The following is an 18,642-nucleotide window of genomic DNA, read 5'->3' as shown; positions in this document are numbered from 1 at the left end:
AATAGTAACATCATAAAATTGGAGAAATAGCATGAGTTTTTACAATCATAAGGAAATTGAGCCTAAGTGGCAAAAATACTGGGCTGACAATCACACCTTTAAGACAGGAACAGATGTCTCAAAACCTAAGTTTTACGCATTGGACATGTTCCCTTACCCATCTGGAGCGGGTCTTCACGTAGGACACCCAGAAGGATATACAGCGACAGATATTCTCAGTCGTTTCAAACGTGCGCAAGGTTATAACGTCCTTCACCCAATGGGATGGGATGCTTTTGGTTTGCCTGCTGAGCAATACGCTATGGATACTGGTAATGACCCAGCAGAATTCACAGCGGAAAACATTGCTAACTTCAAACGCCAAATCAATGCACTTGGATTCTCTTACGACTGGGATCGTGAAGTCAACACAACAGACCCGAACTACTACAAGTGGACGCAATGGATTTTCACTAAGCTTTACGAAAAAGGTTTGGCTTATGAAGCTGAAGTGCCAGTAAACTGGGTTGAGGAACTAGGAACAGCTATCGCCAACGAAGAAGTTCTTCCAGATGGAACATCTGAGCGTGGTGGCTATCCAGTTGTCCGCAAACCGATGCGCCAATGGATGCTTAAAATCACGGCCTATGCGGAACGTTTGCTCAACGACTTAGATGAACTTGACTGGCCAGAGTCTATCAAGGACATGCAACGCAACTGGATCGGGAAATCAACTGGTGCCAATGTCACTTTCAAAGTAAAAGGAACAGACAAGGAATTCACAGTCTTTACCACTCGTCCTGACACCCTTTTTGGTGCTACCTTCACTGTCTTAGCTCCTGAGCATGACTTGGTAGACGCTATCACAAGTCCTGAACAAGCTGAGGCTGTAGCGGACTACAAACACCAAGCTAGCCTCAAGTCTGACTTGGCTCGTACTGACCTTGCTAAGGAAAAAACAGGGGTTTGGACTGGTGCTTATGCAATCAACCCTGTAAACGGCAAAGAAATTCCAATCTGGATTGCCGACTATGTCCTTGCTAGCTACGGAACAGGTGCTGTTATGGCTGTACCTGCCCACGACCAACGTGACTGGGAATTTGCTAAACAATTCGGCCTTCCAATCGTAGAAGTCTTGGAAGGTGGAAACGTTGAAGAAGCTGCCTACACAGAAGATGGCCTTCACGTCAACTCTGACTTCTTGAACGGTCTCAACAAAGAAGAAGCGATTGCTAAAATCGTGGCTTGGCTGGAAGAAAAAGGCTATGGTCAAGAAAAAGTCACCTACCGTCTCCGCGACTGGCTCTTTAGTCGTCAACGTTACTGGGGTGAGCCAATTCCAATTATTCATTGGGAAGATGGAACTTCAACTGCTGTTCCAGAAAATGAATTGCCACTTGTCTTGCCAGTCACCAAGGATATCCGTCCTTCAGGTACTGGGGAAAGCCCATTGGCCAACCTGACAGACTGGCTGGAAGTGACACGTGAGGATGGAGTGAAAGGTCGTCGTGAGACCAATACCATGCCACAATGGGCAGGTTCAAGCTGGTACTACCTCCGTTATATTGACCCACACAACACAGAGAAATTGGCTGATGAGGACCTCCTCAAACAATGGCTACCAGTAGATATCTACGTGGGTGGTGCAGAACACGCCGTGCTCCACTTGCTTTATGCTCGTTTCTGGCACAAATTCCTCTATGACCTCGGTGTTGTTCCAACTAAGGAGCCATTCCAAAAACTCTTTAACCAAGGAATGATCTTGGGAACAAGCTACCGTGACCACCGTGGTGCTCTTGTGGCAACTGACAAGGTTGAAAAACGTGACGGTTCCTTCTTCCATGTAGAAACAGGGGAAGAATTGGAGCAAGCACCAGCCAAGATGTCTAAATCCCTCAAGAACGTTGTCAATCCAGACGACGTAGTGGAACAATACGGTGCCGATACCCTTCGTGTCTATGAAATGTTCATGGGACCACTAGATGCTTCTATCGCTTGGTCAGAAGAAGGTTTGGAAGGAAGCCGTAAATTCCTCGACCGTGTTTACCGTTTGATTACAAGTAAAGAGATCGTTGCGGAAAACAATGGCGCTCTAGACAAGGTTTACAACGAAACTGTTAAGGCTGTCACTGAGCAAATCGAGTCTATGAAATTCAACACAGCCATTGCTCAGCTCATGGTCTTTGTCAATGCGGCTAACAAGGAAGATAAACTTTATGTAGACTACGCCAAAGGCTTTATCCAATTGATCGCTCCATTTGCGCCTCACTTGGCAGAAGAACTCTGGCAAACAGTCGCAGCAACAGGTGAGTCTATCTCTTACGTGGCTTGGCCAACATGGGACGAAAGCAAATTGGTTGAAGACGAAATCGAAATCGTCGTTCAAATCAAAGGAAAAGTCCGTGCTAAACTCATGGTTGCGAAGGACCTTTCACGCGAAGAATTGCAAGAAATTGCTCTAGCTGACGAAAAAGTCAAAGCAGAGATTGATGGCAAAGAAATCGTGAAAGTAATTAGTGTACCTAACAAGCTTGTAAATATCGTAACGAAATAAATTTAAAAGTCCTTCAGAGCTAAGTTCTGGAGGATTTTTTGTAGATTCCCTGTGAGATGTGATATACTATTCACATCTTTAAACTTATAAGAGTGAGACAAGGAGAAAACTATGCCTGTAAATGAATATGGTCAGATGATTGGTGAACCTGTAGACGACACACCTGGAGTTTTACCGTCACTTGTACGAATAGAAGGACAGTATACGATTATTGAAGCTCTATCAGTCGAAAAGCATGCGGAGGATTTATTGGCTGTCTATGGTCCAGATAGCCCTCGTGAAATGTGGACCTATCTCTTTCAACCACCAGTAGAAAATCTCGAAGAATTAATCGTAGCTTTGAAGCAGATGCTTGAGCGTAAGGATCGTTTCTATTATGCGATTATCGATAAAGCGACTGGAAAGGCGCTGGGGACTTTTTCTCTCATGCGTATTGACCAAGCTAATCGCGTGATTGAAGTTGGTGCGGTGACCTTTTCTCCGGCTCTCAAGCACACAAGAATGGGGACAGAAGCCCAGTTTTTATTAGCCCGTTATGTCTTTGAAGAGCTTAACTATCGCCGCTATGAGTGGAAGTGCGATGCCCTCAATCTTCCATCTAGAAAAGCAGCAGAACGTTTGGGATTTGTCTATGAAGGAACCTTCCGCCAAGCTGTTATCTATAAAGGTCGCACCAGAGATACGGATTGGTTGTCCATGATTGATAAGGACTGGCCTCAAGTCAAAGCTTGCTTGGAAGCGTGGTTAAAATCTGAGAATTTTGATGAAGAAGGCCATCAGTTGAAATCTCTTAGAGATTGCTAGAAAGGTTTGTTATGATTAAGATTACAAAAGAAAGATCTGTTTCAATTGATGACGTTTTACATCTCTATCAGGCAGTTGGTTGGACAAACTATACCAATCAGCCCCAAATGTTGGCCCAGGCCTTGTCTCATTCGCTAGCGACTTATCTTGCCCGTGATGGTGAGAAAATCGTTGGTTTAGTGCGTCTGGTTGGAGACGGTTTTTCATCCGTTTTTATCCAGGATTTGATTGTCTTGCCTACTTATCAGCGTCAAGGAATTGGTAGTAACTTGATGAAAGAAGTCTTAGCTGACTATAAGGGTGCCTACCAAGTACAACTAGCGACTGAACAGACTGAAAAAACATTGGGGTTTTACCGTTCTCTGGGGTTTGAAACCTTATCTACTTATGATTGTACAGGAATGATTTGGGTGGATCGAAAAAAATTAAAATAATTCTTTTATCTTAAGTTAACTTTAAGTTTACTCATGTATCATGTAATCATTAAGTAAAGACCTCCTAACTTTATTTAATAGAAATCCTAAACTTTTCTTTTTCATAATAATCTCCCTAAAGAAGCCACCAAATTCGGTGGCTTTTTTTTATGTTCACCTGTAGAAATTTTAAAATAAAATTGACCACATAATCATCCATTTCGACCACATAGCTCCAAAGTATATTTTTTCTTTTTCCTTTTTGTTAAACTGAGAGTGTGAAAAGGAGGAAAGAAATATGATTTTACAAGCAAAAGGTCTCACTAAGAACTATGGAGACCATATAGCAGTTAGAAATATAAATTTAGAGTTTAAAAAAGGGAGTTTTAATGCAATATTAGGACCTAACGGGGCTGGGAAATCGACAACGATTTCAATGTTAATCGGACTTAAACGAGCAACTAATGGTCAAATCATCTATGCGCCCAATACTAGGATTGGAGTTGTTTTTCAAGCAAGTGTATTGGATGAAAAGTTGACAGTCAAAGAAAACCTAACCATTCGAGCCCAGCAGTATAAGGGGATTAAAGGTGGTCGTGTGGAAGATTTAATCAATCAACTAGGGTTGACTGCTTTTCAGAAACAACTTTATGGAACTTTATCAGGAGGACAGAAACGTCGAGTTGATATTGCTCGGGCTCTCCTATCCAATCCCGATATTTTATTTCTAGATGAGCCTACGACTGGACTAGATATTCAGACCCGCAAATCCATTTGGGATTTATTGTATCGTCTACAAAGAGATGAAGGGATGACTATTATCTTAACGACTCATTATCTGGATGAAGCAGATGAGGCAGATCAACTTTATATTATAGATCATGGAAAGGTTATTGCCCAAGGTTCTGCTACTGAGATTAAAAGTGAGTACGCTTCCAATCTTTTAAAAATTTGTTTTAAAGATAAGCAGGTGGAGAAATTCTTACCTAAAAATATGCCTGTGGAAAAGGAAAATGAGTTTGAGTATAGTCTTTATCCTAAGAGCCAATTGGAAGCTATTGATTATTTGACCCAAGTTCGTGAGAAGATTGCTGGCTTTGAATTTCGTCCAGGAACTATGGATGATGCCTTCATAGCTCTTACAGGAAGAGAGGTGCGCTAATGTTAGCCTTATTAAAACGTGATTTTTTGTTATATTTTCGTAATCGTTCAGGAGTCTTTTTCTCATTACTGGGAGCTTTGATTTCCTTTCTACTCTATATCATTTTTTTGCAGAAAAATTTGATGGATGCCTGGTCCCAACTTCCTGATAATAAGAGCCTTTTAAATAACTGGTTGATGGGTGGAACCTTGGCTGTGACTGGGATTACAACCAGTTTTACAGCCTTGACCCAGATGGTACAAGACCGTGAAAATCAAGTGGATCAGGATCTCTTTTTGACAGACTTAGGGAGCTGGGGCTTGCAACTGTCTTATCTTATTAGTAGCCTTATCATTTCCTTTGTTATGCAAGCCTTTATGCTTATTGTTATGAGCCTTTATTTTCAAGAAATTCCAGCTATGAGTAAGCTATTTGAAATAAGTTTAATCATGCTGCTAAGTAGTCTCCTTTCAACATTGGTAAATGCACTCTTGGTTTACCATTTCCAGTCAGTAGATAGTCTAGGTAAATTGGCTACCATTGTAGGTACAGCTTCAGGATTTTTAGTAGGAACTTATGTACCAATGGGAATTCTTCCTAACTTCGCTCAAGTTCTCATGAAGTGCACACCGGCTACCTATCTTGCTTCTCTCTATAGACAGGTCTTAATGAAGGAGCAATTAGAAACTACATTTATGGGGAATAGTAGCCTATTAGAAGAGTTTCAAGAAAAATTAGGAATCCGGCTTAATTGGCAGAACCTTTTAACAAAGGAAGAAACATACTTAATAGTGTTGAGTATCTGCCTCCTAACTTTTCTGCTTTGGCTGGTAGTAGTTAAAATCTCTAGCAAAAAAATAAAATTTATAGGTTAAGCTAAATTTAAGTCTTCTCTTGTATCATATAGTTATTAAGTAAAGACCTCCTAACTTTATTTAATAGAAATCCTAAACTTTTCTTTTTCATAATAATCTCCCTAATGAAGCCACCAAATTCGGTGGCTTTTTTGTTTGAAAAAAATTCTCCCTAGTGAGTCACTAAGGAGACATGTAGTTAGGATTCTTTTTTAAGTTGTTGGTTTCGATACTGTCTAGGAGTTAGCTGGAAGTGTTGTTTGAATTGTCGATTAAAATTTGAGAGGTTAGTAAAGCCGACCTGGCTTGCTATTTCTTGAACACTTTGATTGGTCTGAACGAGCTTTTCGCAAGCTTTTTCCAGGCGCAATCGTATGAGATATTCCATACAACTTGTCCCGGTGTGTTGTTTGAAAATATTCATAAAGTGATTTTTGCTATATCCAAACGTAGCAGCAAGCTGGTCAATTTGAATGGGCTCCGCATAGTGTTGCTCAAGATAACCTATCATTTCTTTTAATTTCTGGTATTTTTGATAGGTATCATCCGTATAGTGTCGATTGACATACCTGTACCTAAAGAGAAGATAGAGAAATTCATAGAGTTTTGCCTTTAAAAGGAGATCATAATAAATACTCTGCTCTTCAAGGATAGAAAAAAGAGATAAAAGACAATCGCGAATCGGTTCATAAGCATGATCATCTGACGAAATCCGAGGAGTGAGATAAAAATGCCCAGAGTATATAGGTTGAATATAGCGTTGGCTAAAGCTGTCAATTTGACTTCTACCTAGGAAATCGAGATGGATACGAAAAACTGTAGAAATTTGTTCTTGATTTTCAATAGGGTAGATAGCGTGAGGAGAAGTTGGCTGAATTAGAAAAATATCACCTTCATGACTTTCAAAGCGCTCAGAGTTGATATAGAAGGTAGCAGTTCCTTTTTTGACATAGACAATCTCGAGTTCAGGATGCCAATGATAGATGGTATTAGAAGATTGCTTAGATAAGATTTGTTTTTCAAAATCATAGGGAAAATCAGATGGGTTATCTCGTAAAAGTCTTGACTGCTGAGCCATGATAAAACCTCCCAATAAGCTATTTCTAGTTTTATTATACCAAAAAAAGGGCGGGGCAAAAAATCCCGACCCTGCCTTAAATTAGTAATGAGTATTTGATGAGAAGTTTTTTCTCTAACCTTTCTTCTTCATGTAAAGGAGATTGAGAAGAAGCCCAACAACTGCGAGAGCGATAGCAACGTAGAATGCGGCACTGTAATTTCCATTGTTAGCTGCTGCCATTTGAACCGCAACTTTAGGTGCAAAAAATGCAGCTAAAGAATAACCTGTGAAGACGATACCGTAGTTGACTCCCTGATTAGCAGGTCCGTAGTTCTCCATGACAATAGATGGGAAGACACCCATAACACCGCCGAAGCAGATGCCAAGACCGATGATTCCTAGAGTAAAGCCAAATTGTCCAGGGACGATTGTTAAGGAGAAAAGTGCCAATACGATGACTGAATAGATAATCAATAAAGTCTGTGAACGACCAATTTTATCAGAAAGTGATCCCCAGATAAAGCGTCCGCTAGAGTTTGCGATTGAATAGAGAGAGACATAGAGAGCTGCTGTACCAGCAGAGAGTCCAAACATTGATTGACCAATTGGGGATGCTTGAGAGGCAATCATCAAACCAGAGAAGGCACCGACAAAGAACATGCTGATAATGATGTAAAATATTGGACTTTGTAGCATTTCTTTCCAGTTTTTATTGGCAGGTCCTTGTTTAGTTTGTACGGGAGCTTTCCAACCTGCTGGTTGGTAGCCACTTGGGGCTGCCTTGATGAAGAAAATGGCAGCGATAATCACAACAATATAGACAAGTCCAATGGTTCGAAAAGCAAAGAAGGCATCTTGTTTTTGAATGAGACTACTTGCAACTGGTGACGAAATAACTGCGGCAAATCCCATACCTCCTGTTAGAATCCCAGAAGCTAAACCACGTTTATCTGGGAAGAGGCGAAGAGAATTTGAGAGGGCTCCTGAATAAGCAAATCCTTGACCAAGACCTGCCATCAAACCATAGGTAAGATAGAGCATGGCTGGTGAACTAGCATAACCAGTTAGGAAAAAGCCACTAGCAAATAGAAGGGCACCAAGTGCAATTGTCCATTTCACATATCCCTTGTCTACCAGGTAACCTCCAAGAATCATCGGAATCGGTCCGATAGCTGAGTTAATAGCAAATGCGAGCATGATCTCGGACATAGACCAACCTGTTGAGGAGCTTAAAGGTCCAGCAAAAACTGAAAAGGAATAGACAGCACCTGTACAGAGAAGAATAGCAGTTGACGCAGCTAGAACTTGCCAACGATTGAATGTCTCTTTCATAAGAAGACCCTCCTTTAACTTAATACATTTTTCACAAAGACTATAACATAGTTAAAAATGAGGGTCAATACTTTCTAAGAAAATATTGTTAATTTTTTCACTAAGTTATACTAAGATAAGATAAACTGATAGAATAACACAATGTTTTAGTGTCATGAATGTCGAAGATAATTTAAAGTAGTATAATGAAAGTGAATAAAACAAAAAAGGGGGTAGCAAGATGAAATTAGTTGCTATCGTTGGAACAAACTCTGACCGCTCAACCAATCGGAAACTTTTGAAATTTATGCAAAAGCATTTTTCAGATAAAGCCGACATTGAGGTGTTGGAAATCAAACACTTGCCAGCATTTAACGAACCTGAGGACAAGCTAGCGCCTGCCGAAGTTCAAGCTTTTTCAGAAAAAATCCTTGCTGCAGATGGTGTGATTATCTCAACACCTGAATATGACCATACGATACCAGCACCTTTGGCTTCAGCCTTGGAATGGATTGCCTATACTAGTCGCGCTTTGATCAACAAACCAACGATGATTGTCGGAGCTTCTCTTGGATTGCTTGGAACATCTAGAGCCCAAGCGCACTTGCGTCAGATTCTTGATGCGCCTGAACTAAAGGCAAGAGTCATGCCAGGGACAGAATTTTTCCTAGGTCATTCTGAACAGGTGTTGGACGATGACTATAATTTGAACAATCCTGAAAAAGTCGCAGAGTTGGAAGAACATTTTGCAGAATTCCAAAATTTTGTTGAACTAACAAAGGCTTTAGTCAAACCAGAAGATACAAATCGTAAGAAATCTTTCATCTGGGAAGAATGGTTGAAAGCATAAGTATTTCAAGAAAGGAGAACAATCCATGAAATTAGTAGCTATTGTTGGTACCAATGCCAAACAATCCTATAACCGCAGTTTGTTGCAATTTATGCAAAGACATTTTGCGTCAAAAGCCGATATTGAGATTTTAGAAATTACCGATGTACCGATGTTCAATGAAACCGATGATCAAACAGATACACCTGTTATTCAGAAGTTTAACAAAGCGATTTCGGAAGCTGATGGTGTCATCATCTCGACACCTGAACACAATCATACAATCCCATCAAGTTTAAATAGTTTGCTCGAATGGTTGTCTTTTAACATTCATCCACTAGATGGGAAGCCAACCATGATTGTCGGAGCTTCCTATGATGTTCAAGGCTCTTCACGTGCCCAACTTCATCTTCGTCAGATCCTTGATGCACCTGGGGTAAATGCAACAGTTATGCCAGGAAGTGAATTTTTACTTGGTCGAGCTCATCGAGCATTTGATGCAAATGGAGATTTGATTAATGAGCGAACTGTTGATTTCTTAGATAGCTGTTTCTATCGTTTCCTTCGCTTTGTCTCTGTTGCAAATCAACTAAACATTCCTGAAGAAATCCGATTTGAACCAGGAACTTATCATGTTACAACTGAAGGTCACAATGGTAAATTACCGATGGACGTCACAGTTTCTGAAGATCGTATTGAAAAAATTGAAATTGATTCTTCTGGAGAATCTTCAGGGATTGCAGATGTCGTATTTACCCGTATTCCAGCAGAAATCATTGAGGGGCAAACCTTAAATGTTGATGCGGTGTCAGGAGCTTCTGTGACTTCAAATGGTGTCTTGGACGGAGTTGCGCGTGCGGTCAAACAAGCTGGTGCAAATCCAGATGTTTTACGCAAACGTTCAAAAGCACCATCTGCCCTAGATAAAGAAGATAAAACCTATCAGGCAGACGTTGTCATCGTCGGAGGTGGTGGAGCTGGTTTAGCTGCAGCTGCTGCAGTCTTGCAAGCTGGTAAGAAGCCGATTGTTGTTGAGAAATTCCCAGCAATTGGAGGAAATACCGTTCGTGCAGGTGGTCCAATGAATGCACCAGATCCAGCATGGCAAGGGACCTTCGCAGCTCATCCAGGTGAGGCACATACGCTTCAAGAGTTGATTGCGACTGATGAATCAACGATTGACCCAGAATATTTAGAGGACTTTAGAGCCTTAAAGGTTGAGGTTGAGAAGTATTTGCAGGATCCAAGCTATTTGTTTGATTCTACCTTACTTTACCGTATCCAAACTTATATCGGTGGAAAACGAAAAGATTTACAAGGACATGAAATTCATGGCCAATATGATTTGGTTTCTGTATTGACTGAACGTGCCCTAGAATCTGTTCGCTGGTTGGAAGACATCGGTGTTGAATTTGTTCGTAGTGAAGTAACAATGCCAGTTGGGGCCCTTTGGCGTCGCGGCCATAAGCCGGTTCAACCAATGGGTTATGCCTTTATCTCGGTTCTACAAAAATATGTTCTAGAAAATGGAGGCAAGATCTTGACGGACTCTCCAGTCAAAGAATTGCTTGTAGAAGAAGGGGTTGTCAAGGGTGTCAGAGCAGAAGGCCGAAATGGTCAAACCATCATCGTTCATGCAGATGCCGTTGTTCTAGCTTCTGGAGGATTTGGTGCTAATACCAAGATGTTACAAAAATACAATACTTACTGGACCGAAATCGCGGATGATATTGCCACCTCTAATACACCAGCTGTAACAGGAGATGGAATCCTCTTAGGTCAAAGTGTAGGTGCAGATCTAGTGGGTATGGGCTTTAGTCAAATGATGCCAGTATCCGATCCAGTGACAGGGGCTCTCTTCTCAGGACTTCAAGTTCCTCCAGCTAACTTCATTATGGTAAATACTGAAGGTAAGCGATTTGTAGATGAGTACGGTAGTCGAGACAAGCTGTCTCAAGCAGCGATTGATAATGGAGGCTTGTTCTACTTGATTGCGGATGACCGCATCAAGGCAACAGCCTACAATACTAGCCAAGAAAAAATTGATGCCCAAGTCAAAGCAGGCACTCTCTACCGTGCAGATACGATAGAAGAGTTGGCAGTTCAGATTGGTATGGATCCACAAGTTTTAGCGGATACAATCAAGAAGTACAATTCTTATGTGGATGCAGGATTTGACCCTGAATTTAACAAGGGTAGTTTCGATCTCAAGTGTGAGGTCGCACCGTTCTACGCAACACCAAGAAAACCTGCTGTTCACCATACAATGGGTGGACTCAAGATTGATACTTCAACACATGTTTTAAATGAAAAAGGTCAGATTATCCCTGGTTTGTATGCTGCCGGAGAAGTCGCAGGAGGACTTCATGCAGGTAACCGTCTAGGAGGAAATTCGCTTACGGATATCTTTACTTTTGGACGTATTGCAGGTCAAACAGCTGTTCAAGAAAATTGTTAATAATGGATTTAAAATCTTAAGCTTATTTTAAGTATTGTCTTATATCATATAGTTATTAAGTAAAGACCTCCTAACTTTATTTAATAGAAATCCTAAACTTTTCTTTTTCATAATAATCTCCCTAAAGAAGTCACCAAATTCGGTGGCTTTTTTGTTTGTAGGCTGGATTTTTGCTATAATAGGAGCATGAGTAGAATTTTAGATAATGAAATCATGGGTGATGAGGAGTTGGTAGAACGTACCCTCCGTCCCCAATATTTACGTGAATATATCGGACAAGACAAGGTCAAAGATCAGCTTCAAATCTTTATCGAAGCAGCAAAAATGCGTGATGAGGCGCTGGACCATGTTCTTTTGTTTGGTCCTCCAGGTCTCGGGAAGACAACCATGGCTTTTGTCATTGCCAATGAACTGGGAGTCAATCTCAAGCAGACGTCTGGTCCTGTCATCGAAAAAGCTGGTGATTTAGTAGCGATTTTGAATGACTTGGAGCCTGGAGATGTGCTCTTTATCGACGAGATTCATCGCTTGCCCATGTCGGTAGAAGAGGTGCTATATAGTGCCATGGAAGACTTCTACATTGACATCATGATTGGTGCGGGAGAAGCTAGCCGTAGTGTCCATCTAGACTTGCCACCTTTTACCTTGATTGGTGCGACGACACGAGCTGGGATGCTTTCAAATCCACTTCGTGCACGTTTTGGGATCACTGGTCACATGGAATACTATACCCATGACGACTTGACAGAGATTGTCGAGCGGACGGCAGATATCTTTGAAATGGAAATTACCCATGAGGCAGCTTCGGAGTTGGCTTTACGTAGCCGTGGAACTCCTCGTATCGCCAATCGTCTCCTCAAGCGCGTGCGCGACTTTGCACAGATTATGGGCGATGGCTTGATTGATGATGTGATTACGGATAAGGCTTTGACCATGCTGGATGTAGACCATGAAGGTTTGGACTATGTAGACCAGAAAATTCTCCGCACCATGATTGAAATGTACGGTGGCGGTCCTGTCGGTTTAGGAACACTTTCGGTAAATATTGCTGAAGAGCGTGAGACGGTAGAGGATATGTATGAACCTTACCTGATCCAGAAAGGTTTTATCATGCGAACTCGTTCAGGACGGGTCGCGACTGCTAAGGCCTATGAACATTTAGGGTATGAATACATTGAAAAATAAGATTGAAATCTTAGATTCTTTTAGAGAAAATCATGACATGATGGCTATTCTGACCATCATCCGTGACTTGGAGTTGAAGGATTCCTGGTTGGCAGCTGGTTCGGTCCGAAATTTTATCTGGAATCTTTTGTCCGATAAACCAGCCTTTGACCGTGAGACGGATGTGGATGTGATTTTCTTTGACCCAGATGTGAGTTACGAAGAAACGCTGGCAATAGAAAACAAGCTGAGAGAGGACTTTCCTCAGTACCAATGGGAATTAAAAAATCAGGTCTATATGCACCAGCATAGTCCCCATACGGAACCGTATGTGAATTCCTGTGACGCTATGAGTAAATATCCCGAACGTTGTACGGCGATAGGACTTCGCTTGCATGCTGATGCAACTTTAGAGCTCTTTGCGCCTTATGGTTTAGAGGATATTTTGAATTTTCAGGTTTCTCCAACTCCCCATTTTTTAGAAAATGACGACCGGATGAAGCTTTATCAACAGCGTTTATCTAAGAAAAACTGGCGAGAAAAATGGAAAAATCTCATATTTAAAAATACTTAAGGAAACTTTAAGATAGGAGCTGTATACTTATCTCATAAGTTAAGAAGAACTTAACTTATACTCCTAAAACTTTTTCATAATAATCTCCCTATAAAAAAATTAAGTCGCCCAATCAGGCGGCTTTTTTTGTTGCGAACTTGAGGTGAGAATGGTTGCTAATCAAGTGTAAACACCAGAGAAATGTTGACAAAGGTCAAAGATTTCTCTAGTATAAGAAGTAAGGCTAGAGATTTTCTGAGAATAGAGTAAATGGAAGTCCAGTGGTTGAGAAAGAGATGTTGAAAAATGACTAAAAGAATGAAAAACAATAGGAAACTAGTTAATCTAGGATTGTATCAAAACAAAATAGTCTATTATGACTTAAAAGAAAAGAGACTTTACTTTTCAATTCTCGAAAGAACATCTAAGAATCACCATTACTATACTCTTGGACTCACTTTGCTGTCTCTCCCCGTTATTAGATTGCTGAATGGTTTAACCATTTTTGATATCCCTACTATCAAATATTCTAGCTTCATTCTATGTTCCTGTCTTTCCTTGCTCATAGGGAAATTTGTAGTTGACTATTCTAACAAAGACTTGGACTTATATCCTGCATTATTTACAGATATTGAGTATGTAGAGTTTTTAGAAATAGCAAAGAAAAATGGAAGTCTAGCTTTCTTATTTAGTTGTATTAGTAGTGTCAGTTTGATAGGCTCCTTGATAGTTTACCTGGTCTATGCAAAGTTTTTAGGATTGCTGATTTATTCTGTTCTCTTGTTCATTCTCTACATCTGTGTGGTCAATAATGTCCATAGGAGGAATAAAGTGATTAAAAAACTAATTTGGTTAACGACTAACTAGTGGAAGTATTCCGTATTTTCCATATGATTTGGTTGCGGAAGGTGCGAAAGTTATAGGATGAGATTGTAAAAAATTCATAGGAGAAAAAGTATGATTAAAAAGTAAATTGGAGAAAGATAATTCGAGAAAAAGAGAGCGAAAACCGCTCTCTTTTTATGATATAATAGCCCTATGAGATTAGATAAATTTTTAGTTGCATGTGCGGTAGGAAGCCGGACGGAGGTCAAAAACTTTCTAAAGGCTGGGCGCGTGACGGTCAATGGCAAAAAGGAAAAATCTGCCAAGCTGCAAATTAATGAAGATACAGATGAGATTTACTTTGACGGACAAAAGTTAGACTACGAGGAGTTTGTTTACTATATGATGAACAAGCCCCAGGGGGTTATTTCAGCAACTGAAGATCCTAAACACAAGACTGTTTTGGATTTGTTGGATGACTTGGCTCGTTCAAAGGAAGTTTTCCCAGTCGGTCGTTTGGATATTGATACGCATGGCCTCTTACTCTTGACCAATGATGGCAAACTGGCTCATGCTCTTCTTTCCCCTAAACGCCATGTGGATAAGACTTATCTGGCACAGGTCAAGGGAATCATGACGGATGAAGACATTGAGACATTTGCGCAAGGGATTCCGCTCAAGGACTTTACCTGTCAACCTGCCAAGCTGGAGCTTGTGTCTGTGGATACAGAAAAGAATCAAAGTCTGGTCCGAGTGACCATCGCAGAAGGAAAATTTCACCAAGTCAAACGGATGGTAGCCTACTGTGGCAAGGAAGTGGTGGACTTGCAACGTCTGACCATGGGAACTTTGACCTTGGATGAGGATTTGAAACGTGGAGAATGGCGTCGTTTAACCAAGGATGAGCTAGAAGCTTTGCTTGAGAGTATCCGCTAGTGATAGCAACACCATGAAATATTAGGAAAATGCGAGGAAAATATCCTTGCCTTTTTCAGTTTTTGGTTGCTTCCTTTGTGAAAAGAGTTATAATAGACAGTAAGAAAAAAGGAGGATTTTATGAACGCGATTCAAGAATCATTTACAGATAAATTATTTGCCAACTATGAAGCAAATGTAAAGTACCAAGCTATCGAAAATGCTGCTAGCCATAACGGTATTTTTGCAGCCCTTGAGCGTCGTCAAAGTCATGTCGACAACACACCAGTTTTCTCACTTGATTTGACAAAGGACAAGGTCACTAACCAGAAAGCATCTGGTCGTTGCTGGATGTTTGCGGCCCTTAATACTTTCCGTCACAAACTCATCTCTCAATACAAACTTGAAAACTTTGAATTGTCACAAGCCCACACATTTTTCTGGGACAAGTATGAAAAATCTAACTGGTTCTTGGAGCAAGTGATTGCGACTGCAGACCAAGAATTGACGAGTCGCAAGGTTAGCTTTCTACTTCAAACTCCACAACAAGATGGTGGACAATGGGATATGGTTGTAGCTCTCTTTGAAAAATACGGTGTCGTTCCTAAGTCTGTTTATCCAGAGTCTGTTTCATCTAGCAGTAGCCGTGAGCTCAATGCAATCCTTAACAAATTGCTTCGTCAAGATGCTCAAATCTTGCGTGACCTCTTGGCTTCAGGCGCAGACCAAGCGACTGTTCAAGCTAAGAAAGAAGACCTCTTGCAAGAGATTTTTAACTTCCTTGCTATGTCACTAGGACTTCCACCACGTCAGTTTGACTTTGCTTATCGCGATAAGGACAACAACTACCAAAGCGAAAAAGCCATCACCCCACAAGAATTTTACAAGAAATACGTTGACCTTCCACTAGAAGATTACGTTTCTGTGATTAATGCTCCAACTGCTGACAAACCTTACGGTAAATCTTACACAGTTGAGATGTTGGGAAATGTCGTTGGTAGCCGTGCGGTTCGTTACATCAACGTACCGATGGAACGTTTGAAAGAATTGGCCATTGCCCAAATGCAGACAGGAGAAACTGTTTGGTTTGGTTCAGATGTCGGCCAACTCAGCAACCGTAAAGCCGGAATCCTTGCGACAGATGTTTATGATTTTGAATCAAGCATGGATATTCAACTCACTCAGGACAAAGCAGGTCGTTTGGACTACAGCGAAAGCTTGATGACCCACGCTATGGTCTTGACAGGTGTTGATTTGGACGAAAACGGTAAATCAGTCAAGTGGAAAGTTGAAAACTCATGGGGAGACAAGGTTGGTACCGATGGTTACTTTGTTGCTTCAGATGCTTGGATGGACGAATACACTTACCAAATTGTTGTTCGTAAGGAATTACTAACAGCAGAAGAACGAGCTGCTTACGAAGCAGAACCAATCGTCCTTGCACCATGGGATCCAATGGGTGCCTTGGCAGAATAAATGAGATATAAAAAGAATGTTTCTATAATTTTTAGGGTTGGTGGAAATTTTCCACCAACCCTATTTTAGTGTATACAAAAAGGCCAACATCCATTATATTAAAAGCGCCTAAACCTAAAATAAAAGGATGATGACCATATGAACAATATACTAGAAGCTACACTACAAATCAAAGATAAAAACATTATTTGGGATGATAAAGTTCAAGAGAAGATATTTAAAAAGGGAAAATCTTTATTTTATTCAGCTACATATACGCATAAACCAGAATTTTGTACTGTTTGTGGGTGTGTTAGCCAAAATAACAATATCGTTAAAAACGGAACGAAAACTTCTCGTATCACTCTCTGTTCTGTTTCAGGCCTTCCGGCCTACTTAAATCTACGCAAGCAAAGATTTCTCTGTAGAGAATGTAGTTCTTCATTTACCGCAGATGCTAGTCGCATTGTAGAAAAACATTGTCATATTTCGAAACGATTAAAAAATGAAATTAAGGCAAAAATAAGTGAAACAGTATCTGAAATATATATCTCAAAAGAATCAAATGTTTCAGTTCATACTGTAAGACGTATCATAGATGATACAGCACGATTATTAACGATTAAACCATTACATGATTTCCCTGAACATTTGTGTTTTAATGAATTTAAATCCGTCAAAGCTTCCGATAGTAATATGAGCTTCATTATTTGTGATAGCACTACACACAAGCTGGTCGATGTTGTACGTGATAGAAAATCTTACAGTTTAAAACAATATTTTCATCGTTTTGAGACTAAGACAAGATTAAAGGTAAAAACTATCTCAATCGACATGTACTTACCGTACATTCAATTAATAAAAGAAATGTTTCCTAACGCTAAAATTATCATTGATCCTTTTCACATCGTACAAGCCTTAAATAGAGAATTAAATCGAACTCGGGTACGTGTCATGAATCAGCATCGTTATAAAAATCCTAAATTATATCGAAAGTTAAAACATTATTGGAAGTTAATTTTAAAGAACCCTAATGAACTTCAGAACTATAAATATAATCGTTATAAGCTTTTTGAAAGCTTCATAACAAGTAAAGGAATCGTAGATTATATCTTAGAAAACAATCCATCTCTAAAAAATGATTATGAGGTTGTACATTCACCTCGTGAATGTATACAGGATAGAGATTATATAGAATTCAAGGAAACGATTGAAGCAGCTACGCAATTAGACCTATCTCCTGGTTTAAAAAGAGTATTAAAGACTCTTATGACTTACTTGCCATATATTCAAAATACTTGTGAGTATCCAACTAGAACAAATGGCCCTATTGAAGGAATAAACAATAAAATAAAAGTGCTTAAAAGAAATGCCTACGGCTTTAGAAACTATTACTATTTTAGAAATAGGATTATTTTAATAACAAAAATGTTTGGCCCAAAACAAAAAGGAATTAAGCAACAATTAGTTGCTTAATCCCTTCCTAAATTTCTTCATCAACACTATTTGACAAAGAGCCCTTTTTTAGTGCTCAAAATAGCACTCAATTTTAAATGGATTTGGTGTTCAAAAAATATAATCAAATGCAACAAACTAATTTCATCTTTAATAGGCACAATTAATTTTAGAAGATAGTACGAAAAAATATTGACTGTTTTCTTTAGAATGTGTAAAATTTAGATAGATTATTTAAAGTGAGGTTTTTTTATCTTGTCTATATTAAAGAAGAAATTTAATAAGTTTAGTGTTCTATTGAATCTGGTATTAATAGCTATTATAGCTATTGGAGTGCTATTTTTCTTACCTAAGGAACATAAATCAGAAGTCAAATCGTCAATTAATATCGAAAGTATTGAAAAAGTGAATGAAGTTGTATTTTTGAATGCGGGAATTAATGAAATTATTTCTGAAACAAAAACAACTCAAGTTTTTGGGTTTGATGTGCCGTTCTCTAAAAAAGCAGCATTAGTAATTTTAAATTATAACGCTAAATTTGGAATTAAAAGTAGTGTAAAGGTTGAACAAATAAGCGAAAAAGAATATAAGGTTATTGTTCCAAAATTGGAAGTAATTGGTGTTGAACTTTCAAAAGATGATCCTTATGATTTATATGATAGTCATGGAGAGTTATTAAGTGGGACTACAGAAGATGTTGATACTGGGAAATTGGTCACAAACCAACTTTCTAGTGATAAACAAGCAGAGTATTTAGATAAATTTAAGAGTGAAATTAAAGAATCTGCAATCAATTATTATAAAACAATATTTTCTTCAATGGATTCTGAAGTAAAAGTAACTATAGAATTTACAGAATAATTTTTGAAATA

At 39.5% G+C, this 18,642-nt stretch carries 15 protein-coding genes; 13 read left to right on the top strand and 2 right to left on the bottom strand.

Features of this window, described 5'->3' with window-relative positions:
* Window positions 1–31: 31 nt before the first annotated feature.
* From leuS to QM810_RS05340, 5 genes are all read left to right on the top strand, one after another.
* The gene (gene leuS / locus QM810_RS05360; RefSeq protein ID WP_414254092.1) at window positions 32–2,533 is read left to right on the top strand and encodes a leucine--tRNA ligase; all 2,502 of its coding nucleotides are present in this window, start codon (window positions 32–34) and stop codon (window positions 2,531–2,533) included.
* Window positions 2,534–2,644: 111 nt separating this feature from the next.
* Window positions 2,645–3,337 carry a GNAT family N-acetyltransferase gene (locus QM810_RS05355; RefSeq protein ID WP_178894500.1) on the top strand — a complete coding sequence of 231 codons (693 nt, stop codon included), beginning with the start codon at window positions 2,645–2,647 and terminating at the stop codon, window positions 3,335–3,337.
* Between the two features lie 11 nt (window positions 3,338–3,348).
* A complete protein-coding gene (locus QM810_RS05350) occupies window positions 3,349–3,771 on the top strand; it encodes a GNAT family N-acetyltransferase (RefSeq protein WP_414254091.1) in 423 nt (140 codons plus the stop codon).
* Between the two features lie 277 nt (window positions 3,772–4,048).
* Entirely contained in the window at window positions 4,049–4,912 is an 864-nt protein-coding gene (locus tag QM810_RS05345) for an ABC transporter ATP-binding protein (RefSeq protein WP_414254090.1), read from the top strand.
* The gene (locus QM810_RS05340; protein ID WP_414254089.1) at window positions 4,912–5,766 is read left to right on the top strand and encodes an ABC transporter permease; all 855 of its coding nucleotides are present in this window, start codon (window positions 4,912–4,914) and stop codon (window positions 5,764–5,766) included. Before QM810_RS05345 ends, QM810_RS05340 begins: the two co-directional genes overlap by 1 nt.
* A 178-nt stretch (window positions 5,767–5,944) precedes the next feature.
* On the opposite strand, the gene QM810_RS05335 is transcribed toward QM810_RS05340, so the two are convergent.
* Complete coding sequence (locus QM810_RS05335) at window positions 5,945–6,823, bottom strand: helix-turn-helix domain-containing protein (RefSeq protein WP_414254088.1); 879 nt, start codon at window positions 6,821–6,823, stop codon at window positions 5,945–5,947.
* A 114-nt stretch (window positions 6,824–6,937) separates the two neighbouring features.
* Window positions 6,938–8,137 carry an OFA family MFS transporter gene (locus QM810_RS05330; protein ID WP_414254087.1) on the bottom strand — a complete coding sequence of 400 codons (1,200 nt, stop codon included), beginning with the start codon at window positions 8,135–8,137 and terminating at the stop codon, window positions 6,938–6,940.
* Between the two features lie 220 nt (window positions 8,138–8,357).
* Between QM810_RS05330 and QM810_RS05325 the strand changes: the two genes are divergently transcribed.
* The 8 genes from QM810_RS05325 to QM810_RS05290 all read left to right on the top strand — a co-directional run bounded on the left by QM810_RS05325 (window position 8,358) and on the right by QM810_RS05290 (window position 18,631).
* Window positions 8,358–8,966, top strand: a complete 609-nt coding sequence (locus QM810_RS05325; protein ID WP_254730051.1) for an NADPH-dependent FMN reductase — start codon at window positions 8,358–8,360, stop codon at window positions 8,964–8,966.
* 25 nt (window positions 8,967–8,991) lie between these two features.
* Window positions 8,992–11,403 carry a flavocytochrome c gene (locus QM810_RS05320; RefSeq protein WP_414254086.1) on the top strand — a complete coding sequence of 804 codons (2,412 nt, stop codon included), beginning with the start codon at window positions 8,992–8,994 and terminating at the stop codon, window positions 11,401–11,403.
* A 186-nt stretch (window positions 11,404–11,589) separates the two neighbouring features.
* Window positions 11,590–12,588: a Holliday junction branch migration DNA helicase RuvB gene (ruvB, locus tag QM810_RS05315; RefSeq protein ID WP_006151318.1), complete on the top strand. Its 999-nt coding sequence runs from the start codon at window positions 11,590–11,592 to the stop codon at window positions 12,586–12,588.
* The gene (locus tag QM810_RS05310) at window positions 12,569–13,141 is read left to right on the top strand and encodes a nucleotidyltransferase family protein (protein ID WP_414254085.1); all 573 of its coding nucleotides are present in this window, start codon (window positions 12,569–12,571) and stop codon (window positions 13,139–13,141) included. The genes ruvB and QM810_RS05310 overlap by 20 nt, the downstream gene beginning before the upstream one ends.
* Before the next feature lie 1,017 nt (window positions 13,142–14,158).
* Window positions 14,159–14,881, top strand: a complete 723-nt coding sequence (locus QM810_RS05305) for a pseudouridine synthase (protein WP_414254084.1) — start codon at window positions 14,159–14,161, stop codon at window positions 14,879–14,881.
* Window positions 14,882–15,001: 120 nt separating this feature from the next.
* On the top strand, window positions 15,002–16,336 hold the full coding sequence (gene pepC / locus QM810_RS05300) for an aminopeptidase C (protein ID WP_006151303.1): 1,335 nt from the start codon (window positions 15,002–15,004) through the stop codon (window positions 16,334–16,336).
* Between the two features lie 138 nt (window positions 16,337–16,474).
* Window positions 16,475–17,791, top strand: coding sequence for an ISL3 family transposase (locus QM810_RS05295; protein ID WP_006151344.1), 1,317 nt, complete (start codon window positions 16,475–16,477; stop codon window positions 17,789–17,791).
* A 276-nt stretch (window positions 17,792–18,067) separates the two neighbouring features.
* The gene (locus QM810_RS05290) at window positions 18,068–18,631 is read left to right on the top strand and encodes a DUF4230 domain-containing protein (protein WP_006151309.1); all 564 of its coding nucleotides are present in this window, start codon (window positions 18,068–18,070) and stop codon (window positions 18,629–18,631) included.
* The last annotated feature ends 11 nt before the right edge of the window (window positions 18,632–18,642 follow it).

Source organism: Streptococcus infantis (assembly GCF_047464155.1).
In the GTDB taxonomy this organism is placed as follows: domain Bacteria; phylum Bacillota; class Bacilli; order Lactobacillales; family Streptococcaceae; genus Streptococcus; species Streptococcus infantis_U.
Note: the sequence above shows the minus strand (reverse complement) of the source record. Positions and strands in the feature narration are given on the sequence as shown.